This window comes from Streptomyces sp. NPDC007971 (assembly GCF_042958635.1).
GTDB lineage: Bacteria > Actinomycetota > Actinomycetes > Streptomycetales > Streptomycetaceae > Streptomyces.
Window position 1 is genome coordinate 1 of sequence record NZ_JBIBJK010000004.1, and the last position, 22,228, is coordinate 22,228.

Annotated in this window: 23 protein-coding genes; all 23 read right to left on the reverse strand. The window is 72.4% G+C overall.

Annotated features, from left to right (window positions below; translation table 11 throughout):
- The coding region (locus ACFZCP_RS09215) for an amino acid adenylation domain-containing protein (protein ID WP_391425536.1) at positions 1 to 2,136 on the reverse strand (2,136 nt) is incomplete at its 3' end.
- A 46-nt stretch (positions 2,137 to 2,182) separates the two neighbouring features.
- A complete protein-coding gene (locus tag ACFZCP_RS09220; RefSeq protein ID WP_391425537.1) occupies positions 2,183 to 6,127 on the reverse strand; it encodes an amino acid adenylation domain-containing protein in 3,945 nt (1,314 codons plus the stop codon).
- 218 nt (positions 6,128 to 6,345) lie between these two features.
- Positions 6,346 to 6,558 carry an MbtH family NRPS accessory protein gene (locus ACFZCP_RS09225; RefSeq protein WP_391425539.1) on the reverse strand — a complete coding sequence of 71 codons (213 nt, stop codon included), beginning with the start codon at positions 6,556 to 6,558 and terminating at the stop codon, positions 6,346 to 6,348.
- Positions 6,559 to 6,616: 58 nt separating this feature from the next.
- On the reverse strand, positions 6,617 to 7,240 hold the full coding sequence (locus ACFZCP_RS09230; protein ID WP_391425541.1) for a DsbA family protein: 624 nt from the start codon (positions 7,238 to 7,240) through the stop codon (positions 6,617 to 6,619).
- A gap of 64 nt (positions 7,241 to 7,304) precedes the next feature.
- Positions 7,305 to 8,051 (reverse strand): 3-oxoacyl-[acyl-carrier-protein] reductase, encoded by a 747-nt coding sequence (fabG, locus tag ACFZCP_RS09235; RefSeq protein ID WP_362685275.1) that lies wholly within the window; start codon positions 8,049 to 8,051, stop codon positions 7,305 to 7,307.
- Between the two features lie 24 nt (positions 8,052 to 8,075).
- Positions 8,076 to 8,555: a 3-hydroxyacyl-ACP dehydratase FabZ family protein gene (locus ACFZCP_RS09240; protein ID WP_391425543.1), complete on the reverse strand. Its 480-nt coding sequence runs from the start codon at positions 8,553 to 8,555 to the stop codon at positions 8,076 to 8,078.
- On the reverse strand, positions 8,552 to 8,953 hold the full coding sequence (locus tag ACFZCP_RS09245; RefSeq protein WP_362685269.1) for a hypothetical protein: 402 nt from the start codon (positions 8,951 to 8,953) through the stop codon (positions 8,552 to 8,554). The genes ACFZCP_RS09240 and ACFZCP_RS09245 overlap by 4 nt, the downstream gene beginning before the upstream one ends.
- The gene (locus ACFZCP_RS09250) at positions 8,953 to 9,201 is read right to left on the reverse strand and encodes a phosphopantetheine-binding protein (protein WP_391425545.1); all 249 of its coding nucleotides are present in this window, start codon (positions 9,199 to 9,201) and stop codon (positions 8,953 to 8,955) included. The genes ACFZCP_RS09245 and ACFZCP_RS09250 overlap by 1 nt, the downstream gene beginning before the upstream one ends.
- Positions 9,202 to 9,253: 52 nt before the next feature.
- On the reverse strand, positions 9,254 to 10,366 hold the full coding sequence (locus ACFZCP_RS09255; protein ID WP_391425547.1) for a beta-ketoacyl synthase N-terminal-like domain-containing protein: 1,113 nt from the start codon (positions 10,364 to 10,366) through the stop codon (positions 9,254 to 9,256).
- Between the two features lie 228 nt (positions 10,367 to 10,594).
- Entirely contained in the window at positions 10,595 to 10,996 is a 402-nt protein-coding gene (locus ACFZCP_RS09260) for a hypothetical protein (protein ID WP_362685260.1), read from the reverse strand.
- The gene (locus tag ACFZCP_RS09265; protein ID WP_391425549.1) at positions 10,996 to 11,403 is read right to left on the reverse strand and encodes a hypothetical protein; all 408 of its coding nucleotides are present in this window, start codon (positions 11,401 to 11,403) and stop codon (positions 10,996 to 10,998) included. The genes ACFZCP_RS09260 and ACFZCP_RS09265 overlap by 1 nt, the downstream gene beginning before the upstream one ends.
- On the reverse strand, positions 11,404 to 11,766 hold the full coding sequence (locus ACFZCP_RS09270) for a hypothetical protein (RefSeq protein WP_391425550.1): 363 nt from the start codon (positions 11,764 to 11,766) through the stop codon (positions 11,404 to 11,406).
- 20 nt (positions 11,767 to 11,786) lie between these two features.
- Complete coding sequence (locus tag ACFZCP_RS09275) at positions 11,787 to 12,758, reverse strand: hypothetical protein (RefSeq protein WP_391425551.1); 972 nt, start codon at positions 12,756 to 12,758, stop codon at positions 11,787 to 11,789.
- The gene (locus ACFZCP_RS09280; protein WP_362685248.1) at positions 12,755 to 13,603 is read right to left on the reverse strand and encodes an alpha/beta fold hydrolase; all 849 of its coding nucleotides are present in this window, start codon (positions 13,601 to 13,603) and stop codon (positions 12,755 to 12,757) included. Before ACFZCP_RS09280 ends, ACFZCP_RS09275 begins: the two co-directional genes overlap by 4 nt.
- A 22-nt stretch (positions 13,604 to 13,625) precedes the next feature.
- Complete coding sequence (locus ACFZCP_RS09285; RefSeq protein WP_391425552.1) at positions 13,626 to 14,501, reverse strand: beta-ketoacyl synthase N-terminal-like domain-containing protein; 876 nt, start codon at positions 14,499 to 14,501, stop codon at positions 13,626 to 13,628.
- A complete protein-coding gene (locus tag ACFZCP_RS09290) occupies positions 14,498 to 15,649 on the reverse strand; it encodes a beta-ketoacyl synthase N-terminal-like domain-containing protein (protein WP_391425554.1) in 1,152 nt (383 codons plus the stop codon). The genes ACFZCP_RS09285 and ACFZCP_RS09290 overlap by 4 nt, the downstream gene beginning before the upstream one ends.
- Complete coding sequence (locus ACFZCP_RS09295) at positions 15,646 to 16,953, reverse strand: beta-ketoacyl synthase N-terminal-like domain-containing protein (RefSeq protein ID WP_391425556.1); 1,308 nt, start codon at positions 16,951 to 16,953, stop codon at positions 15,646 to 15,648. Before ACFZCP_RS09295 ends, ACFZCP_RS09290 begins: the two co-directional genes overlap by 4 nt.
- Before the next feature lie 31 nt (positions 16,954 to 16,984).
- Positions 16,985 to 17,239 (reverse strand): acyl carrier protein, encoded by a 255-nt coding sequence (locus ACFZCP_RS09300; protein WP_361130947.1) that lies wholly within the window; start codon positions 17,237 to 17,239, stop codon positions 16,985 to 16,987.
- 157 nt (positions 17,240 to 17,396) lie between these two features.
- Positions 17,397 to 18,149 carry a helix-turn-helix domain-containing protein gene (locus ACFZCP_RS09305; protein ID WP_391425558.1) on the reverse strand — a complete coding sequence of 251 codons (753 nt, stop codon included), beginning with the start codon at positions 18,147 to 18,149 and terminating at the stop codon, positions 17,397 to 17,399.
- Complete coding sequence (locus tag ACFZCP_RS09310) at positions 18,146 to 18,898, reverse strand: alpha/beta fold hydrolase (protein WP_391425560.1); 753 nt, start codon at positions 18,896 to 18,898, stop codon at positions 18,146 to 18,148. Before ACFZCP_RS09310 ends, ACFZCP_RS09305 begins: the two co-directional genes overlap by 4 nt.
- A gap of 31 nt (positions 18,899 to 18,929) precedes the next feature.
- The gene (locus ACFZCP_RS09315) at positions 18,930 to 19,799 is read right to left on the reverse strand and encodes an acyltransferase domain-containing protein (RefSeq protein WP_391425561.1); all 870 of its coding nucleotides are present in this window, start codon (positions 19,797 to 19,799) and stop codon (positions 18,930 to 18,932) included.
- 284 nt (positions 19,800 to 20,083) lie between these two features.
- Positions 20,084 to 20,875, reverse strand: coding sequence for a LuxR family transcriptional regulator (locus ACFZCP_RS09320; protein ID WP_391425563.1), 792 nt, complete (start codon positions 20,873 to 20,875; stop codon positions 20,084 to 20,086).
- 216 nt (positions 20,876 to 21,091) lie between these two features.
- Positions 21,092 to 21,883 carry a LuxR C-terminal-related transcriptional regulator gene (locus ACFZCP_RS09325; RefSeq protein ID WP_362685224.1) on the reverse strand — a complete coding sequence of 264 codons (792 nt, stop codon included), beginning with the start codon at positions 21,881 to 21,883 and terminating at the stop codon, positions 21,092 to 21,094.
- Between the last annotated feature and the right edge of the window lie 345 nt (positions 21,884 to 22,228).

Below are 22,228 nucleotides of genomic sequence, written 5' to 3' on the forward strand. Positions count from 1 at the left end.
CAACAACACCTGATCCTCGGCACCCAGCACGAACAACTCCGCCCGCACCGGCACCTCACACCCCAGATCGAACCCACGGCCCGCCGCAGCCGACAACACCCCCTCAAGCTCCCCCTCACCCACCTCCACCACCGGCAACTCCAGGCGAACCCCCTCCAGCACCTCCTGCCACGGCACACCCCCCTCCTCCGGGAACACCGTCCGCAGACTCTCGTGCCGCGCCACCACATCACCCAACGCCGACCGCAACGCCTCCCGGTCCACCACACCCCGCAGCCGCAGGGCGTAGGGGAGGTTGTAGGCGGCGTTCCTGTTCTCCAGGCGGTTGAGGAACCACAGCCGGCGCTGCGCGGAGGACAGCGGGATGCGGGCAGGACGGACGGCGGGGCGCACCGCGGGGCGGGCGGTCTCCGCGTCGCCGAGCCTCTCGGTCAGCGCGGCCACGGTGGGGGCCTCGAAGACGGTGCGGACGGCGAGTTCGACGCCGAGGGCGGTACGGACCCGGCTGACCAGACGGGTGGCGAGCAGCGAGTGGCCGCCCAGCGCGAAGAAGTCGTCGTCGATGCCGACCGACGGCAGCGAGAGCACCTCGGCGAAGAGCCCGGCGAGCAGCTCCTCGTGCGGGGTACGGGGTGCCCGGCCCGTGGTCGTGGCGGCGAGGTCGGGGGCGGGCAGCGCGCTGCGGTCCAGCTTGCCGTTGGGGGTCAGCGGGAACCGGTCCAGGGTGACGAAGGCGGCCGGGACCATGTAGTCGGGCAGTGAGCGCGCGGCCAGTTCGCGCAGGCCGGCGGTGCCGGGGGCGGCCTCTCCCGCTGCGGGTACGACGTAGGCGGCCAGGAGAGGAGAGCCGGGGCGGTCCTCGCGGGCCACGCAGGCGACCTGGGCCACCGCCGGGTGCGCGGCGAGGACGGACTCGATCTCGCCGAGCTCGATCCTGAAGCCGCGGATCTTGACCTGGTGGTCGACGCGGCCCAGGTAGTCGATGTCGCCGTCGGCCCGCCGGCGGGCGAGGTCACCGGTGCGGTACATGCGGGCGCCGGGGGCCCCGAAGGGGTCGGCGACGAACCGCTCGGCGCTCAGGCCGGGCCGGCCCCGGTAGCCGCGGGCCAGTCCCTCGCCGCCGATGTACAGCTCGCCCTCGTCGCTGGGGCGCAGCCGGTCGTCGAGGACGTACAGGGAGGTGTTCCAGACGGGGCCGCCGATGCTGGGCAGGACGCCGGCGTCCTCGAGGCGCAGGGTGCTCGACCAGACGGTGGTCTCGGTGGGCCCGTACAGGTTGGTGACCTCGGCGCCGAGCGCGGTCATCGCGGAGGCGAGCGACGGGGGCAGGGCCTCGCCGCCGACCAGCATGCGCAGGCCGCGCACGGCGTCGGGCTGTTCGGCGGTCAGGGCCTGCCACAACGAGGGGGTGGCCTGCAGGACGGTGGCACCGCTCGCCGTGGCGAGCGCGCCGAGCCGGGCGGGGTCGATGACGGTGTCGCGGGGGGCGACGACCACCCCGGCTCCGGTCATGAGCGGCAGGTACAGCTCGACGACGGCGATGTCGAAGGCGACGGTGGTCACGGCGAGCAGCCGGTCCCGGGCGGTCAGGGGGAAGCGGTCCGCCATGAAGGACAGGAAGTTGAGCATGTTGCGGCGGGTGATGAGCACGCCCTTGGGCCGGCCGGTGGAGCCGGAGGTGTAGATCGTGTACGCGGGGTGGGCGGGCCGCAGCGGGGCGAGGCGTTCGGCGTCGGTGAGGTCCGCGCCGGGGAGACCGGCTCCCTCGGCCTCCGTCGCGGCGAGCCGGTCGGCGTCGAGGAGCAGGGCGGGGCGGGCGTCGTCGAGGATGTAGCGGACGCGTTCGGCCGGGTAGTCGGGGTCCAGCGGCACGTATCCGGCACCGGTCTTGAGCACGGCCAGCAGCGCGACGGGCAGGTCGAGGGAGCGGGGCAGGCTCACCGCCACCAGGGTTTCGGGGCCGGCGCCGCGGGCCACGAGTGCTCGGGCGAGCCGGTTGGCACGGGCGTTGAGCGTGGCGTAGGTGAGGTGCTGCCCCTCGAAGAGCACGGCGGTGGCGTGCGGGGTGCGGGCGGCCTGGGCCTCGATCAGCTCCGTCGGGTCGGCGTCCGGCACGGCGCGCACGGTGTCGTTCATCGTGTTAACCACCCTTGAATGGCTGTCGGTTGCGCTGTCGGTTGCGTCAGACGCCGGTTGTGGACGGCTCGGGGACCGCGGCGTCGATGCGCTGCAGCTCGGCCGCGAGGATCCGGCCGATCTCGGCGAGGGCCGCGGGCTTCATGAGGTCGTTGTGGCTGCGCTCCAGGTGGTGGGCGGTGATCTCGCCGCCGACGTAGGGGCGCCAGGTCTCCGGGGTGGGTGAGATGTCCACCTTGTCGAGGGTGGCGACCAGGACCGTGACGTCTCCGTGGAACCGGTCGGGCACGAACTCGTGGACCAGCTCCCGGCCGTTGGCGTAGACCCGGCCGATGGCCTCGATGTGGTGGGGTTCGAGGCTGGCGAGGGAGCTGCCGAGCTTGCGCAGGATCTGGATGACCTTGTCGTGCCTGAGGGGCTTCCTGCCGAGGTAGCGGCGGTCGTATCCGACCCAGCGCAGCAGGTCGGCAAGGATCTCCTGTTCGCCCAGCTCGGCCAAGGTCTGCCCGGGGTAGGTGTCGAGGATCGCGAGCAGTCCGACCTCCTCGCCGGCGGCCTGGAGGGCGCAGGCGATGACGTGGGCGGCGATCCCGCCGGAGGAGTAGCCCAGCAGGTGGTAGGGGCCGTGCGGCTGTACCCGGCGGATCTGCTCGATGTAGTCGGCCGCCATCTCGTGGAAGGAGGCGGGCAGGGAGCCGGTGCCGTCCAGGCCGCGGGCCTGGAGCGCGTACACGGGCACGTCCTGGTCGAGGTGGCGGATGAGTCCGGCGTAGCACCAGCCGAGCCCGCCGGCCGGGTGGACGCAGAAGACGGCGGGGCGGTTGCCGTGCGGGCGCAGCGGCAGCACCACGTCGAGCGGGTCCTCCTGCCGGTCGCCGCCCGCGATCCTGGCCGCGAGGAGGGCGGGGGTGGGGGCCTCGAAGATGCTGCGGATGGTCAGTTCGGCGCCGAAGGTGGCACGGACCCGGGCGACCAGGCGGGTCGCGAGCAGGGAGTGGCCGCCCAGGCCGAAGAAGTTGTCGTCCATGCCGGTCCGGGGCACGCCCAGCACGTCGGCGAAGAGCTGGCAGACCATCTCCTCGCGCGGGCTGCCGGGGGCGCGTCCGGTGCCGGGCGCGGCGCGTTCGGGGGCGGGCAGCGCGCGCCGGTCGAGCTTGCCGTTGGGGGTGACGGGGAGTTCCGGCAGGCTGACGAACGCCGTGGGGACCATGTGGTCCGGCAGCCGGCCGGCCAGTTCGCCGCGCAGCTCGTCGGGGCCCGGACCGCTGCCGTCGGCAGGTACGACGTAGGCGACGATCCGTTTCTCGCCCGGCTGGTCCTCGCGGGTGACCACGGCGGCGTGGCGGACGCCCGGGTGCCGGGCGAGGACGGCCTCGATCTCGCCGAGTTCGATGCGCAGGCCGCGGATCTTGACCTGGTCGTCGGTGCGGCCGAGGTAGACGAGCGCGCCGTCGGCGGTCCAGCGGGCGAGGTCGCCGGTGCGGTACATCCGCGATCCGGGCGGGCCGTACGGGTCGGCGACGAACCGCTCGGCGCTCAGGCCGGGCCGGCCGAGGTAGCCGCGGGCCAGCTGCACGCCGGCGAGGTAGAGCTCGCCCGGGGAGCCGGGCGCGGCCGGGCGCAGCGCCGCGTCGAGGACGTAGGTACGGGTGTTCCACACGGGCCGGCCGATGGGCACGGGGCCGGCTCCGGGGGCGCACTCCCAGCAGGTGACGTCGACGGCCGCCTCGGTCGGTCCGTAGAGGTTGTACAGCCCGACCCGCGGGAGCACCTGGAAGAAGCGGTTCTGGAGCTCCTCGGGGAGCGCCTCGCCGCTGCAGATCACCCGGCGCAGTCCGGTGCAGCGTGCGGCGGCCGGTTCCTGGAGGAAGACGTCGAGCATGGAGGGGACGAAGTGCGTGGTCGTGATCCGCTCGGCCCGGATCAGCCCGGCCAGGTAGTGGGGGTCCTTGTGTCCCTCGGGGCGGGCGACGACGAGGGTGGCGCCGGTGATCAGGGGCCAGAAGAACTCCCAGACGGAGACGTCGAACCCGGACGGAGTCTTCTGCAGGACCCGGTCGTCGGTGCCGAGTCCGTAGCGGTGCTGCATCCACAGCAGCCGGTTGGCGATGGCCCGGTGGGAGACGACGGCGCCCTTGGGGCGGCCGGTGGAGCCGGAGGTGTAGATGACGTACGCCGGCTGGTCGCCGGCCGGGGCCGGGCCGCCGGGCGGGGTGCCGGGCTCGGCGGCGAGCCGGTCCGCGGTGTCGTCCGTGTCCAGGACGAGCAGGGGCACGGGCAGTTCGTCGGGCAGGGCGGCGGCCGTCGACGTGGTGGTCAGCAGCAGCGCGGGGCGCGCGTCCGAGAGCATGAACCGGATGCGCTCGGCCGGGTAGTCGGGGTCCACGGGGAGGTAGGCGGCGCCCGCCTTGACCACCGCCAGCAGGGCGGTCACCAGTTCCACGGAGCGGGGCACGGCCAGCGCCACGAGGCTCTCCGGCCCGACGCCGGCGGCGCGCAGCAGGTGGGCGAGCCGGTCGGCGCGGGTGTGCAGTTCCCGGTAGGTCAGGCCCGTGTTCTCGAAGCGCAGGGCCTCGGCCTCGGGAGTGCGCCCGGCCTGCTGTGCGAGCAGCTCGGCCAGGGTGGTGTCCGGCACGGGGTGCGCGGTGTCGTTGTGCGCCCGTACCACCAGGTCGCGGTCGGCGGTGTCCAGGAGTTCGATGTGCCCGACCGGGGTAGCGGGGCCGGCCGCGGCCAGCCGCTCCAGGAAGCCGATGAAGCGGTGCTGATGGGCGGCGATCTCCTCGTCGGCGTAGAGGGCGGGGTTGGCGTCGAAGTCGACCTGGAGGCCCCGTCCGTCGGAGCGCTCGTAGACGATCACGGAGAGGTCGTCGGAGGGGCCGATGGAGAGGTTGTGCACGACGGCCGGGTACGCGCCGAAGGCGAGCCCGTAGTCGAACATCATGATGTTGATCTCGGGGCCGACGAGCCGTCCCCCGCCGCCCAGCAGATTGCGGTCGCGGACCAGGTCCTCGTACCGGTAGTGCTGGTGCTTCATCACCGCGCGCAGCTCCGCCGAGACCTGGTGGAGCAGTGTGTCCAGGGTCAGGTCCTGGGTGACGGGCACCCGCAGCGGCACCACGTTGGAGACCATGCCGGGCACCGAGCGGGCGGCGCGGCCGAGGCGGCAGGAGACGGGGACGCCGAGGACGACCTCGTCCGCTCCGGTGGAGCGCTGCAGATACAGGGCGGCGGCGGTCATCATCATCGCCGGCCAGGTGACGCCGGCCTCGCGTGCGGTGTCCCGCAGCCGCTCCAGGCCGTCCGCGGGGAGGAAGGAGGTGCGGCGGACCAGGCCGTGCGCCATGACCGGGGTGCGTCCGGACAGGCCGACCGGCTCGGGGCAGCCGGCCAGCCGCTCCTGCCAGAACGTGCGGTCGGCGGTGAAGCGTTCACCGGCGCGGTAGTCGGTGTCGGCGGCGACCAGGCCGGCGACCGTGCCGAATCCGCTGGGCTCCGGCTCCTGACCGGCGGCGAGCGCGGTGTACAGGTCGGCGGCCCGGCGGGCGAGCAGGGCGACGGCGAAGCCGTCCACGGTCACGTGGTGGTAGCGGTAGAACCAGAGGTAGCGGTCGGTGGCCACGCGCAGCAGGGCGAAGCGGAACAGCAGGTCGTAGCGCGGGTCGACGGGTTCCGCGAGGGCCTGGCGCATCCACTGCTCGGCCGCCGTCTCCGGGTCGTCCTCGTGCCGCAGGTCCAGCTGTTCGAGCATCCAGTGCGGGTCCGGGTCGGCGGTCTGCCACAGGCCCTCGCCGTCCTCGACGACACGCATCCTGAGGGCTTCGGCCTCCTCGACGAGGCGGCGCAGCGCCTGCTCGAAAATGCCGGTGTCGATGGCCCCCCGGATCTCCAGATATTCGGCCGCGTTGTAGATCGGGTTCTTCGGATCCAGCTGCTGGGCGAACCAGATTCCGGCCTGGGCCGCGGTCAGCGGTATACCGTCTCCAAGCATGACTCTCATCCACCCCTAACAGGCAACTTCATTGAAAAATCCCGAGCAGTGAGCGGGTCCGTACCGTGGTTTGCCGGGGAACGCATTGAACTCTCGCACCCATCGGAATTCGCCGACAATGCCCACTGCATCAAGCTGCCAAACGGTCCCGGACACGCGGAACGGGCGTTGGCAGCCAACTGCCAACGCCCGTTCGTATCCGACCGCGTGTGCCCTGGTCAGCCGCCCATGGAGCGGACCAGACTGGTCGGACGCATGTCCGTCCAGTGCTCGTTGATGTGGTCGAGGCACTCCTGCCGGGCCGCCGCGCCGTGCCGCACGGTCCAGCCCGCCGGCACCTCGGCGAACGAGGGCCACAGGGAGTACTGGCCCTCGTCGTTGACGAGTACGTAGTAGGTCGCGCCGTCGTCCTCGAAAGGATTGGTGGCCATGATGCTGTTCGCCTTTCTCTGAGACTTCTGCAGTCTTTTTGCGATGCTTCCCGATCGGTCAGGCTGCGGCTTTCGCCCGTACCGATTCGACGAATCCGGGCAGTCGGTCGACTCCCCAGTACTTGTCGAATCCGACGATGAAGAAGGGCACGCCGAACACACCGTCGCGGTGGAGCGAGTTCAGTGCTCGCAGGCCGATCTCCCGGATGGTCGGATCGTCGTGCGCGTGTTCCAGGACGAAGGGGTCGACACCGATGTCCCGGCCGATCCGGGCCATGGTGCGGGGGTCGGAGATGTCCTCGCCGTGCTCCCAGCGCGCCCGGTAGGTCTCGGCGATGAACTCGCGGCCGGCGCCGAGGTGTTCGGCGGCGAGGTAGGCGAGGTGCGAGACCTCCCAGCGCGGCGCGGGGTCCACCGGCCAGACCATCTCCAGGCCGCGCGCCCGGGCGAGGCGGCGCACGTCCTGGAGGATGTAGAGGTGCTTCTCCCTGGACATGGGGACGTAGGGCAGCGTGACGTTGTCGCGCTCCAGTTCGTCCAGGGCCGGCTGGTCGGGCTCCCAGAACGGCAGCCACTCGATACGGTCGGCGACGTCCGGGTGGTGGTCCAGCAGGTCCCGGTAGGCCATCCAGGAGTAGGGGCTGCGGAAGGAGAAGTACCAGCGCGGTCCGCGTCGTGCCATCACCGCCTCCAACTGTCGTCTTTTCAGGGGTTGTTCGGGGTCGGGGTCGAGCCGGCCGGGGGCCTCAGAGCGTGATGCCGCCGTCGATCTGGAGCACGGCGCCGGTGATGTACGCGGCCCGGTCCGAGACCAGGTAGGCGACCAGGTCGGCGACCTCCTCGGCGGTGCCCATGCGGCGCAGCGGGATGCCGGCCAGGGCGTCCTTGCGGGCCTTGTCGTTCATCTCCGCGACCATGTCGGTGTCGATGAAGCCGGGGGCGACGGCGTTGACCCGGATGCCGGAGCGTCCGGTCTCCTTGGCCAGGGCCCGGGAGAAGCCGATGATCCCGGCCTTGGACGCGGAGTAGTTGGTCTGGGTGGCGTGGCCGTGCACCCCGGCGACCGAGGAGATGTTGACGACGGCTCCGCCGCGGCGCTTCATCATGCCGAAGACCGCGGCACGGCACACGTGGTAGACGCCGTCGAGGTTGGTGTCCATCACCTGACGCCACTGCTCGTCCGTCATGAGGACGAGCGGGTTGTCGCGGGTGATGCCGGCGGCGGTGACGACGGCGTCCAGGGCGCCCAGGTCCGCTTCCGTCGCCTCGACCCAGGCACGTACCGCGGTGGCGTCGGCGACGTCCACGCGGGTGCCGGCGATCCGGACGCCGAACTCCTCGCCCTCCTTCTCCAGGGTGCGGGCCGCGGCGTCGTCCGAGCGGTAGCAGAAGGCGACGTCGAAGCCGTCGCGGGCCAGCGCGCGGACGGTGGCCCGCCCGATGCCGCGCGACCCGCCGGTGACGAGTGCCACCCGGTTGGTGCTGTCGGTCATGGCTGTCTCTTTCGTGAGGGTGTGTCAGTCGCCGTCCGGTCGCAGGACGGAGGCGGGGCGGAAGGCCATGACGATGCGTTCGACGCTCATCACCGGCTCACCCGCGGACCGGCACTCGCCCTCGAAGAGCACGGTGTCGTCGACCCTGCGGTCGAGCCGGACGCGGTGCTCCAGGACCTCGCCGGGCAGCACCGGGCGGTGCAGGACGACACCGGTCATCCCGCCGAACAGCATCACCTGGCCCTTGAGGACGTCCGGGTTGGGGTCGTCCCAGGTGGCGAGGACGCCGGCGGCCTGGCACCAGGACTCCACCAGGAGCGCGGGCGGGTAGGCGAAGTCCTCGTCCGGGGTTTCGGGGCCGTGCTTCTCGTACCAGGGCTCGTTGCAGGTGACCGCCTTCAGGGCGACCAGCCGCTCGCCGGGGACGATGTCGACGAGCCGGTCCACCAGCAGCATGGGAAAGCGGTGCGGCAGCCGGGCCCGGATCTCGCGCTGGCCGGTCATGCCGCCGCCTCGCCGGCCGCCCGCGGGGCGTAGCGCAGCCGGACGCTCGCGGCCGGTCCGCGCCCGGTGCGGAGCTTGGCCCGGCACTGCCAGTCGCCTGCCGGGGTCTGCTTCCAGGCCATGGCGATGTCCACCCGGTCGCCGGGGAAGACGGGGCCGGTGAACCGGGCCGACTCCACGGCGGCCAGCGAGACGGCCTCGGCCTTCTCGGGCACGGTGGCGAGGGCGCCCTGGTGGGTGCACTCCACGAGACAGACGCCGGGGAAGATCGGGAACCCCGGGTAGTGGCCGGGCAGCACGGTCTCGGCGGCGTCCACCGTGAAGCGGGCCGCGGTGGCGTACTCGCCGTCGCCGGGCAGCACCTCCACGGCCCCCGCGAGCGGACTGGCGCCGGTCATCAGGCCACCCGCGCCGCGTCGAGCTTGGCGAGCAGGAGCTCGTAGGCGCTCTGCAGGGTGACGATCTGCTTGAGGTCGGACTCCGGCAGCTTGATGCCGTACTTCTTCTCCAGGATCACGACGACCTCCAGGGCCATCAGGGAGTCGACCTCCAGGTCGTCGACGAACCGGGCGTCGTCGGTCACCTCGGTGACGTCGACGTCGAGCACCTGCGCCACGACGGCGCGCAGTTCTTCCTTGTCCAGCACGGCTGGGTCCTTTCCGGAATGCGGGGAGGCGGGCAGTGGGGTCGGGCGGTGGTCAGCGCAGCCGGAGCAGGGCGCAGCCGACGCTGCCGGTGCGGTCCACGGAGGTGATCACACCGATGCGGCCGGCCGCCCGGTCCGGCCGGTCCGCGGCGTGTGCGAGGAGGGCGGCGGCCTGGAAGGCGGCCGCGGCGGCGCCCGTGTCGCCGATCAGCGGGGCGGGCGTCAGGTCCGCGGGGGCGGCGGCGCCCAGCACCTCCTGCACCGCCTCGGTCTCGGCGCCGCCCTCGCGGCCGGGCGCGCCGGAGCGGGCGACGGCCGCCACGTCGGCGGGCTCGACCCCGGCCCGGCGCAGCGCCGTGCGCAGGCAGGACACGAGGGCGGGGTACGGGTCGGCGCCGTCGAGGACGATGCCGAGTTCGACGGCGAGGATCTCGGCGAGCACGGGCTGCCCGGCGTCCTCGGGTGCCGGCGGTTCCACCAGGAGCATCGCGCAGCCCTCGCCGAGCGGCGGGGCCGTCGCGTCGGCGCCGTCGCCGCAGTGGTGCTCCAGCCAGGCACGGGCCTGCGAGAACTCCTCGGCGGCTCCGCACAGTACGGTGCGGGCGCGGCCCGAGCCGAGCAGCCGGCGCGCGTAGTTGAGGGCGTGCAGGCCCGCCGTGCGGCCGCCCGCGATGGTCGCGTTGGGGCCCTTGAGCTGGTACCAGATGGCGCTCTGGCCCGCGGCGCAGTTCATCACGGTGTTGGGGAAGCGCGCCGGGTCGACGAAGAAGGGCTGTTCGCCGGTGAGCGAGTCGCGGGTGAAGTCCATCATCGACTGGGCGCTGCCGGTGGTGGTGCCGAGGGTGAACGCGGCGCCTTCGCCGGTGCCCACGGCGCGGTTGCGCTCGGCGTCGTCGAGGAGCGCCCCGACGGCGGTCACCGCGAGCCCGGTGACCCGGTCCATGGAGCGTGTGCCCTTCTTGCCGAGCACCTCGCGCACGCCGAAGGAGGGCACGACGCAGCCGACGCCGTCGGGGGTGTCGCCGTGCTCGGGGCCGAGGCCGGTGACGGTGCCGCGCCGCTCGCGCAGGCCCGCTGCGTACGCGTCCCTGCCGATGCCGTACGGCGACACGGCCGACCAGGCGGTGATCACCGGGTGCCCGGTGTCCGTGGCGGGAGTGGTCATGACCGTCACGTGTTCCTTCCGTTCGGAGCGTTCGGAGACGCAGGTGTTCGGTGGCCCGGTCCCTGGTCCCCGGACCCCGGACCCCGGTACCGAGGGCCGGAGACCGGGGCAGCCGGGGTCCGGCGGTTCGGGCGGTGCGGGTGGGGGGATCCGGGTGCTGGGGATTCGGATACTGGGGATTCGGATACTGGGGATGCAGGTGGTGGGGGGCGTGGTGGGGCGGGCAGGTCAGAGGAAGAAGACCGCCCGGTAGTCCTGCCAGTGGGCCGCCACTTCGCCCTCCTGGGCGAGCCGGATGCCGGGCAGGGGCCGGCGGGGGGAGCCGAGTGCCGCGAGGGCGGGTTCCTCGACCCAGACGCCGACTCCCGCCGCGAGCAGCGAGCGCAGGCCCGCGCGGGGGTCGGTGACGGTGTCGACGGTGCGTGCGCCGATCCGCAGGGCCGGTGGGGGCGGCGCGTCGAGTGCGTAGGTGACGGCGGAGCCGCGCAGCAGGATGTCCAGGCCGCCCAGCTGGCGGTGCAGTTCGGTGGCGAGGTACAGCTCGTCGAAGAACTGCTTGTCCAGGGTGCCCCGGTAGCCGCGCTCCACGATCGCCAGCACCCGCTGACCACCGGATGACCGATGATCCATCAGATCACTCCGATCAGCAGGGTCTTGTCGGCGGCGGCGACGTTGGCCGCGTAGCCGGCGGGCGGGCGGAGCACCACCTGGGGCAGGTGTTCCACCACGCCCCGGTCGTCGCTGCAGAACCGGCAGCCGTACCAGTGCAGCCGGTCCGGGAAGGCGTGCAGCAGTTCCTCGGCCAGCCCGGGCAGGGACGGGTAACTCCGGTTCCACTCGGCGAGGTTGCGCGGCTTGTCGGGGCCCTGTCCGGCCTGGGTCAGCAAGGTGGCGTACCCGCACGTCCACACCTGGACGGCGGCGCCGCGCTCCAGCAGCGCCTGGGTGAGCCGCAGCGCGCTGGTGACCTGGTCGCCGGCGTGCGGGGCGCCCATGAGGGTGAGGAGCACATCGGTGTGCGGAATCTGCCTGGCCACCTAATGCCACACCACCCGGACCGCCGGATCGAGGATCCAGCCCGCCACCACGTCCATGCCGACGACGCGCAGTTCGGGCCTCAGGCCCGCGGTGTCGAGCCCGTGCTGGGCCAGGGAGAAGCTGTCCGCCGCGAGCACCCCGCCCTCCTTCTGGAACCGGTCCAGGTCCGCGTCGCTGCCCGGTACCGCGAGCACGACGCCTTCCTGGACCAGGAAGAGCAGGGCGGACTGCCCGGTGATCACCTGGGTGACCGCGTCGCGCCGGAACCCGGTGTCCGCGCCGGTGCCTGCCTGGCTCTCGACGAGCAGCAGCCGGGGGGTGCTGCCCTCCCAGTCGGCGCCGTCGGCCGCCTGTTCCGTCACGCCGCCTGTCGCCTGCTCCGTCACGCCTGCTGCGCCGTGCCGTTGAGGGCGTCCAGGACGCGCTGGTCGAAGTTGACGAGCTTCCAGTCCCGGCGGTTCTCGATGAGGGCGTACCCGTGGACGATGCGTCCCGTGGCGGTCTTCACCAGCTTGCCGTCGCGCAGCACGTACCAGTCCATGCGGGAGGTGTAGGTGAAGTCCTTGAAGACCTCCTCCACCGTGTACACGGTGTACAGGTCCTCCTCCATCAGGGCCTCGTCGAGGATGCGGATGTCGGAGCGGGGCACGACGGGGATCCAGCGGCGGTCGTCCAGCAGGGTCTTGATGGAGATGCCGCGGTCGGCGACGAAGCGGTCCTTGCCCTCCTCCATCAGCCTCAGGTAGCCGGACATCTGGATGCGCTCGGTGAAGTGGCAGTACGGGTAGGGGATGTTCCACTTCCAGGCGTAGGCGTTCTGCCCGGCGGTCAGAGAGGCGAGGATCTCCTCCTCGGCCGGTGCCGCGGTGCCCGGCTCGCGCTCCAGGTCGTCACCGAGGCCGGTGACGGCGAAGCGGGCGAGCTGTTCGGGCACCTCGCCGGCCGCCTCCAGATAGGTGTCCATGCGCAGCGAGACGCGGACCTTGGAGGTGACGGCCTTGTGGATCTCGCCGTCGCGCTCGAACTGGACGGTCACCTTGAACCCGAGGGTCGCGTCGCCGTCCTTGGTCCAGGGCACGACCTGCGCCTCGGCGACGTCGTCCATGTGGAAGGCGTGCAGGATGCGCGTGTCGATCGAGACCAGGTCCAGGCCGAGCCCGTGCTCCTCGTACAGCGCCCGGGCGGGCAGTCCGGCCTGCCGGAAGTGGTCCAGGACGGCTTCCTCGACGAGGTAGTTGACGTGCTTGAACCCGATCCAGGTGCAGATGTTGGAGCCCTCGTAGCGGGGGCGCACCTGCGTGGTGGTGGCGGTGGTGAGCAGCGCCTTGACGGCGGTGTCCGTGACGAGGGTCATCGCTGGGGCTCCAGTGCGTGGACGGGGGCGGCTCCCTCGCGCGGGGAGAGGCCCAGGGTCGAGTTGACGAAACTGCCGACCTCGGCGGCGAACTCCTCGGCCGCCTCGATCATCGGGAAGTGTCCGCAGCCGGGCAGGATGCGGGCGGTGGCGTCGGGCAGGGCCCGGGCGAGCGCGAGGCTCTCCGCGGGACGGGCGGCGAAGTCGGTCTCGCCGCCCAGCACCAGGGTGGGCACGGTGATGCGGCCGGTCTCCAGCGCGGGAGTGCGCAGATAGAGGTCGAAGAACCGCAGCCAGCCGTGCGGGCCGACCCGGTCGCGCACCCGCAGGCCCATGGCCTCCTGGACGTCGGCGGGGATCCGGCCGCCCGAGTGGACGCGGATGCCCTCCTCCATGATCAGGTGGAAGTCGTTGAGGTAGTAGCTGATGGTGGTCCAGTCGAACTCCTCGGCGGCCGCCCGGTAGAAGGGCGACACCAGCACCAGGGCCCGGATGCCGAAGCGGCGCAGCGCGTCGACACCGCCCCGCTGCTTCTGGTCGAGGAGGTCCAGCAGGACGTTGGCCGCCATGGAGTGGGCGACCACCACCTCGGCGCCGCCGGGCACGGCCGAGAGGGCCTGGGCGAGCCGGCCGCGCAGGTTGGGCTGCTCGTCCCAGTCGGCGATGGTCTCGGTGCGCCAGGGCAGCCGGGCGGTCCACACCCGGCACCCGTCCGGCAGCAGCGGCAGGGTGCGCTCCCAGACGCTGTCGTTGGCGGCCAGGCCGTGCAGCAGCAGGACGCGGGGGCCGCTGCCGTCGGTGCGTTGTTCGACGGAGACGGGTCGCAGGTCGATGTGCGTGTTCATGGGGTTCTTCTCCTCGCCGGTCTCAGGCGGCTTCGGGCGCGAGCAGCAGCAGGCCCGCCCCGGCGTCGTGGTGGGCGCCGCCGGCCACGGCCCGCACCGGCTCGCGCCGGCCCGCGTCGAACCAGCCGACGGCTGCGGCCACCTGCAGCACCCCGTGGGCGCCGGAGGCGCTGCCGAGGTGTGCGGGCAGTTCCCAGTGGCCGGCCGGCCGGTGCGTCTCGTCCGCCGCCCTGCGGTAGGCGCCGAGCACGGCGCGGACGGTGGCGGAGCGCCGGGTGGCGGCGGCGCGGGCCTCCAGGACGAGGGCCGCTCCGCCGTCGACGGCGCGGCTCCCGCCCAGCAGACGGCGTACGACCTCGTTGTCGGGTTCGACGCCGAGCACCAGGAACCGGTCGGCACGGCCGGCCGCGATCATGGTGGCCGCCCAGTGGACGGCGTCCAGGCCGGACGTCTCGCCGTTGCAGACCATCAGGTTCGGGCCGCGCAGCCCGTAGCGGATGGCCGCGGAGGAGGCGATGACGTTGCTGGAGGCGTTGGGCAGGTCCATGGGGCTGGTGGCGGTGACGGTCTCCTCGCGGATGGTGTCGAGGGCGCGGGCCACGGTGTCCAGGTTGCCGAAGTTGGAGCTGGCGACGATGCCGGTCGTCTCGGCGGCCACCGTCAGGCCGTCCTCGCCGAGCAGCCCGGCGTCCCGCAGGGCGGCGGCGGTGAGGGCGTAGCCGAGCTGGGTGGCCCGGTCCTTGTAGCGCAGTCCCTTGCGGCCGACGTGGTCGGCCGGTTCGACGGGGGCCGCGCCGGGGGCCGGTCCGTCGGCCAGGGCCCGTACGGTGTCGGCACCCGGCAGCAGTACGGCGGCGCCGGAGACCACCACGGTGGCTTCGGTGGTCGTGTCGGTCATCGGGTCCCCTCCACAAGGGCGACGGCGTTGATGCCGCCGAATCCGAAGGCGTTGAGCTGGGCCACGTTGAGTTCGCGGCCGATCGCGGGCTCGCCGGTGACGAAGCGGAACGACGCCGCCTCGTCGACCGGGTCGTCCAAGCCCGCCGTGGGGGGCACCCGGCCCTCCTGGAGGGCGCGGACGCCGACGATCAGGTTGATCAGTCCGGAGGCACCGGAGGTGTGACCGGTCATGGACTTCACGGCGGTCATCAGCGGCGCGGAGGCGTCCTCTCCGAGCACCTCGCGCAGGGCGGCGGCCTCCGCCTCGTCGTTGAGCAGGGTGCCCGTGCCGTGCAGCATCACCAGGTCGATGTCGGACGGCTTGACGCCGGCGATCCGGTGGGCCGTGCGCATGGCCTGGGCGATGCCGTCCGGGGACGGTGCGGTGACGTGGTAGGCGTCGCAGTTGACGGCGACGCCGCGCAGCCGTCCGTGGACCCGGCGGCTGCCGTCGTCGGTGCGGCGCAGGACGACGGCGGCGGCGCCGTCGCCCATGAGGACGCCGGTGCGGTTGCGGTCGAAGGGCCGTACCCGGTCCGGGGGTTGCGGGTGGACGCGTTCCAGCAGCCCGTACATGGACTCCGTCAGGACGTCGACACCGGCGACGATCACGGTGTCGGGGGCGCCGTCCCCCTCCTGGTCGAGCAGGTCCGAGGCGAGCGCCAGCGCATACAGCGAGGCGGAGCAGGCGTTGGAGAAGGTGTGGGTGACGTCGGCGTCGAAGCGTTCGCGCAGCCCGGTGCCGAAGTGCAGTCCGGAGTCGGCGAACGGGGAGCCGTCACGCCACCACAGCTCCATCGAACGCAGCTCCCTCAGGCCGGTGCCGACCAGTACGGGTATGCCGCGGAGGTCCTCACCGAGCCCGGCGTCGGCGGCGGCCTGGCCGACCGCGTCGAGCAGCAGCCGGGTCGCCCGGCCGGGTATGTCCTGGCCGGCCACGGGCCGGTCGTCGACCTCGTAGGCGTGCTGGGCGCGGAACCTGGTGCGGTCGAAGCCGCGCAGCTCCGCGCGGCCGCTGGTGCCGCGGCACAGGGCGTCGAAGAGTTCGTCGACACCGTGGCCGGTGGCGGCGACGGCGCCCATTCCGACGATGGGACGGTGCGTCATGACGCCTCCCTGGTCATGTCGTTCGCGTCGGCCACCGTGCCGGCGTCGGCCGGGTCGGCGTCGTAGCGGCCGAGCAGCACCGCCGCGTTGTTGCCGCCGAACGCCAGCCCGTTGTTCTGGACGATCCTCAGGTCGGCTTCCACCGCGTGGTTCGGCACGCAGTCGACGTCGCACTCGGGGTCGGTGGTGACGTGGTTGATGGTGGGCGGGATGAAGCGGTTCCTGATGGCCAGGGCGCAGCCGATGGCGCCGAGTGCGCTGGCCGCGCCCATGGAGTGACCGAGCATCGACTTCATGGAGACGGTGCGCGGAGGCGTGTCCCCGAAGACCTGGCGGATGGCGCCCGCCTCGGTGATGTCGTTGGCCTTGGTGCCGGTGCCGTGGGCGGAGATGAGGTCCACCTCGTGCGGCGCGACGCCGGCGTTGTCCAGGGCGAGCCGCATGAGGCCGGCGACGCTGTCCTGGTCGGGCGCCACCTGGTGGTGGGCGTCGCAGTTGAGGCCGTAGCCGAGGACCTCGGCATAGATGGTGGCGCCGCGCTCCAGGGCGGTCTCCAGCCGCTCCAGGACGAGGACGCCGGCGCCTTCCCCGGTGAGGATGCCCTTGCGGTCGACGTCGAAGGGCTGGCAGCGGTCGGGGGCGATGGTGCCGAGCCGGTAGAAGCCGGTGAAGGTCTTGCGGCACATGGCGTCGGCGCCGCCGCAGAAGGCGAAGTCCGCCTCGCCGGAGCTGACGGCGTCGAAGCCGTAGCCGATGGCGTAGTTCCCCGCCGAGCAGGCGGTGGGGATGGTGAGTGCCTCCACATTGCTCAGGCCCAGTTCCTGGGCGATGGCCACCGACAGTCGCCCGGCCGGTACCCGCCGGGCGACCGCGGGGTCGAACGTTCCTGTGCCGTGGGCGAGTTCGTGCTCGACCAGCTGGTCGAGATCGTAGCTCTCGCCGTCGGTGGTGCCGATGGAGATCAGCCCGCGCCGGGCGCGCAGCCAGGTCAGGTCGAGACCGGAGTCCTGAAGGGCCATCCGGGCAGCCGCCGTCGAGAACTGCGCGGCCCGGCCGAGCTGTTCCACGTCGAGGGTGCTGATCCAGTCCCGCGGGTCGAATTCCGTGATCTCGCACCCGTTCGCGTGGGTGAAGCCCTCGGTGTCGAACACGGTGATGGGCCGGGCACCGCTGCGGCCCTCACTGAGTCCCTGGAGGAACTCCTTCGCGCCGAGTCCGATGCTGGAGACCACCCCGAGTCCGGTGAGGACCACCCGGTGCCGCTCCGGCCGTATCCGGCCGGGGCCGCTCACTGCCGTCGTCATGCCAACCTCCCAGTCCGCGTGAGCGGTTCGACTACCAGCCGGCCGGCTCCGAGACGACCTCGTAGACGCCCTTGAGGTTCACCATGCGGGGCAGTTCGCTCTGGTTGATGACGACGCCGAACTCCTTCTCCAGGGCCGCGAGAATCTCGATGGCGCGGAGCGAGTCGGCGTTGTGCTCCTCCTTGAAAAGACTGACCTCGGTGACCTCGTCCTCCTCGATCTCAAGAATGTCGCAGACGATTTCCTTGATGGTTTCCAGACGCTCGTCGCGCGTGACAGTCGACACGCTCTTACCCCTTTTCTCAGTAGGCCGCTAAATCCGCTCGAATCGGCGTGCGGCACGTTTTTCATCGCCAGGAAAATGGTGCGGGAGGAGCTTGTTCCCCCACAATGACGGCTGCAACAAGCTGCCATCACCCGGGGGGAATTCAGGCGGCGCCGGGTCAGACCGGCTGGAAATCCGGGCGCAGTCGCAGCAATGCGTCCGTCAGCCCGGCCACCGCGTCGAACATGGCACCGCCGAGCCGGCGCGTGGGCGCCTCGGGCATGCGCGCGGCGGGCCCGGTGAGGGCGAGCGCGGCGGCGATCCTGCCGTCCCCGGCGCACACCGGTACGGCGTAGGAGACGCTGCCGGGTGGCACGGCGTCCGGCCCGTAGGCCCACCCGCGGCGGCGTACGACGGTGAGCTGGGCGGCGGTGAACCGGGCGGAGGTCAGTCCCTGGTACAGCTCGTCGGGTTCCGCCCAGGCCAGCAGCACCTGGGCGATCGGCCCGACGGAGGCCGGCCGGATCGAGCCGACGGGCACCGCTGCGGGGCGCCCGGAGGGGTCGACGGAGGCGGCGACGCAGATCTGCAGGCCGTCGCGGCGCCGGTAGAGGCGGGCGTCCAGGCCGGTCATGGTGTGCAGTTCGGCGAGGACCGGTCCGGCGGCCATCGCGAGCCGGTCGTGGTGCACACCGACGGCAGTCGCGTCGAGCCGGGGGCCGAGCACCCAGCGGCCGTGCCGGTCGCGGGTGAGCAGTCCGTGCCGCTCCAGGGCGATAGCGAGGCGGTGCACGGTCGGCCGGGGCAGGCCGCTGAAGGTGACGAGGTCGCCGAGCGAGGCGGGGCCGCCCTCGACGATGTCCAGCAGGGTCGCCGCCTTGTCGAGTACCCCGACCCCGCTGGTCCGCCGGGGCTGGGTCGCGGTGCTCACCACTGTGCCGCCAGCCGTGCGCGGATGTCCGCGACGAGGGCGTCGCGCCGGGGCACCAGGTAGAAGTGGTCGCCGGGCAGCACGGTCAGGCCGAAGCCCTGCGGTGCCACGGCGGCCCAGCCGGCCATGTCGTCGGCGGTGACGTCCGGGTCGCCGGCGCCGACGTAGGCGGCCACCGGGCAGTCCAGCGGGATGCCGGGCCGGGCGGAGTAACGGGCGACCGCGGCGAAGTCGGCGCGGATCGCGGGGAGCACCAGCTCGCGCAGGTCCGGATCGGCGAGCAGCGCGGCATCGGTGCCGCCCAGGCGCCGTACCTCCGCGATGAGCGCGGTGTCGTCGGTGACGGCGGCGGAGCGCGGCGTCAGCAGGTGCGGGGGCTTGCGGCAGGAGACCATCAGCAGCTGCGGGCTCACCTGGTGGCGGTCCCGGAGCCGCAGCGCGAGTTCGTATCCGACGGATGCGCCCATGCTGTGGCCGAAGACGGCCAGCGGGGTGTCCAGCAGGGGCGGCAGCTCGTCGGCGAGGGCCTCGGCGAGCTCCTCGACACTGCCGGGAGGATCATCGGCGATGCGTTCCTGCCGGCCCGGGTAGCGCACGGCCAGGACCTCCACGTCGTCGCCGAAGGCATGCCCCCAGTCGTGGAAGAAGCCGGCCGAGCCGCCCGCGTGCGGCAGGCACAGCAGCCGCAGCCGGGGCGGCGCGGCGGTGGCGTGCCTGCGCAGCCAGATGCTTTCGGTGCCAAGTGCCATGGTGGGTTGGTCTCCTTGTGCGTGTCAGTGGTCAGTCCAGGGCGCCCGGGGCGTCCAGCGACACGACCTCGGTGTCCGGGGTGATCCGCCGGACCAGCCCGGCCAGGGTGCGGCCGGGCCCGAGTTCGACGAGGCGGGTGCAGCCGAGCGGGGGGCCGACGAGGGTGTGCACGCTCTGTTCCCACAGCACCGGGGAGGTGAGCTGGCGGGTGCCGAGGTCGGGCCAGTCGCAGTCGGCGGCGTGTGCCTCGGCATCCACGTTGGCCACGACGGGCAGGTGCACCGGCGCGAAGGCGGTGTTCTTCAGGGCGGTGCGCAGGGTCTCGGCGGCAGGTGCCATGTAGGGGCTGTGGAAGGCGCCGCCGACCTGGAGCCGGATCAGCTTGGCGCCGATGGAGGGGGCCTGGTCGGCGATGCGGTCGATGCCGTCGGCGGAGCCGGAGACGACGGTCTGGCCGGGGGCGTTGACGTTGGCGACCCAGAGCTCGAAGCCGTCGGCCCGCAGCCGTTCGGTCAGGGCGGCCACCTCGTCCAGTGGCGCGGCGACGAGGACGCCCATGGTGCCCTCACGGGCCTCGGCGGCCTCGCGCATGGCCCGGCCCCGGGCCGCGACCAGGGCGGCCGCCGCGGGCACGGTGAGCGCGCCGGCGGCGACCAGGGCGGCGTACTCGCCCAGGCTGTGCCCCGCGCAGGCGGCCACCGGGCCGCCGAGCACGTCGCGGCGCACCGCCTCGGCGTGGGCGATCACGGAGAGGCTGAACACGGCGAGCTGGGCCAGGTCGGTGCGGCGCAGCCGCTCGCCCGGGGTGTGCAGCAGGAGTTCTTCGATGTCCTCTCCGGTGACCTCGGAGATGTCCTCGGTGAGTTCCCAGGACGGACTGTCCCGCCAGGGTTCTCCCATGCCCTCTTTCTGCGATCCCTGCCCTGGAAACAGCAGGGCTACCGGCATGCGACTCATGGACCCGCCTTCCGCGTGAATTCACCGGGTAGGGGCGGGGATCCGCGCCGGGATGGGTGGGCGCGGATCCCCGCACACCGGCGGACCGGAAACGGGGGATTCTCGGTCGCTGCCGGGGAAGGAATTCAGCAAGCCCCGTACGGGGTGAATCCCTTTCTTGCGCTCCATACAACTGTCGGGGCGCGCCGGGCGGCAACAGAGGTTTCAGGAAGCTGCCAGCGGTGAGGTCACGGCCGGGTGCCGGGGCGGCCGCCGGGCGGGGCGGCCGGGGGCAGCAGGCCGAGTTCGGCGGCCCGTACTCCGGCCTGGAAGCGGGAGTTGGCGCCGAGCAGGGCCATGATCTCCGCGACATGGCGGCGGTAGGTGCGCACCGAGACGGCCAGGTCGCGGGCGGCCACCTCGTCGGTGACGCCGGCCCACAGGGCGGCGAGGATCTGGCGGGCGAGGGCGCTGCGGTCGCGGTTGCCGAAGACGATGCGCTCGCCTGCGGGCACGGCGTCGCGCCAGACGTTCTCGAAGAGAGTGGACAGCGTGTGCAGCAGTTCCGGGGCCCTGATCATGGAGGCGCGGCGCCCGACGGCGGACTCGGCGACGACGAGCGCGGCGGCGCCGTCGACCATGAGCGCCTGCAGGGGCGGTACCCGGGCGATGCGGATGGCCACCGGTCTTTCCATGCCGAGCTGTTCGCGGACGAAGTCCTCGTCGACCAGCGCGGGACTGCTGAGCAACCGGACCGTGACGGTGTCGGCCGCGTCGTAGATCAGTTGTCGTTCGGCTCCCTCGCCGCCGCCCGGTTCCTCCTGGGCGTCCGGCATCCGGGCGTGCACGATGTCGATGCTGCGCGTCGCCCCGTGGATGAGTTCTCGCGCCTGTCTGAGCACCGTGCGGTAGCCGCCGTCGATCACGGTGATCCGCTGTTCCTGGACGCTGCGGTCGCGGTGGATGGCCACCGTCGACTCGATCAGGGTCTGCACTTGGAGGAGCGCCTGCTCCAGCTCGTCCTCGGCCCTGTCGGACACGTCGTACTCCCCGTTCCCCGTTGTCCTCGCCGAGGGTGCTTTCCTGCTCGTCGGGCGCCTGCCCGTCGGCGGCCGGTGGGATCGGCCGCGTCCGGGGGCGGGCCGTGTGCGCACCGGCCGGCGAGGGCGTGCGGGTGCGCCACGGGCACCCGGCTGCGAGAGGGGCCGCCGTACACCCGGGGCGCGCGGTGTGTACGGCGTTGTCGGGCCGCCCGGCTACTTCGGCTGCATCAGCCCCAGTTCCACCGCGCGCGCTCCGGCCTGGAAGCGGGAGGTGGCACCCAGTTCCCGCATGATCTCGGCGACGTGGCGGCGATAGGTACGCAGGGAGACGTTGAGCTCGCGGGCCGCGACGTCGTCGGTCTGACCGGAGCGCAGCCGCTCCAGGATCCTGCGGCTGAGATCGCTGTGCAGCCGCTGCCCGAGGGCGAGGTGGTCGTCGAGCCGGCGGCAGCGGGACCAGGTGCCGGCGAAGAGCAGCTCCAGGGCGCGTACGGCGGCGGTGTCGGTCACCAGGGTGGCCTGGGCCCCGCCGTCGTCGCTGCCCGGCAGGGTGCGCACCAGGGCGCGGGCGCCGTCGACCACGACCGCGTCCCGCAGTTCGCCCTCCGAGCACCGCACCTCGAAGCGGGCGCCGCCTGCGGCGCTGAGCCGGGCCAGGGTGCAGTCCACGACCGCGGTGGCGCACAGCACCCGGACGTTCGGGCCGGGGCGGGCCGAGGTCAGCAGACCTTTCACGGTGGCGCTGAACTCGTCGGGCGCGGTCAGTGCGACGCACACCGTGTGGCGGGCCTCGCCGAGGAGCTGGACGAGGGCCTCCCGCGGAACCGCGACGCTCGTGTGGGTGCCGTCGGATCCGCCGGGCCGGTGCCGGCGGTAGTGGGAGACGGTGGATTCGATGAGTGCCCGGGCCTGCAGCAGCGTCTGTTCGACGTGGGCCGCATGGCCTCCTGGGTCGGGCTCCCGTCCTCGGTTCGTCCCTGGTGAGTCGATGACGGCTCCGGTCACATTTCCCCCTTGGTTAACCACGAGACGTGGTCGCGTCTCACGCACACCGCTCACCGGCGGTCGGCGTACCCTCCGGACTCACCCGGCCAAGATCTGTGAAATTAGAACTGTTCAACAGTGAATCTTCTTGGCGGGGAGCGAGGTCGAGATTCGTTCCAGACACTAGTTCGTTTACTCTGAGTCGGTCAACAAGATCAAGCCTGCTGAGGCAGTCGTGCATGTCCTCTTACTTTTCGCGGTAGTCACTGCATTCCTCCAGGAACGCTGACAGCAAACTGACACCCCTTCCCCGAAGTCGACCCTCCACTTCCGGTTGTGCCACGGTCCGCGACCTTTGCCCTCACT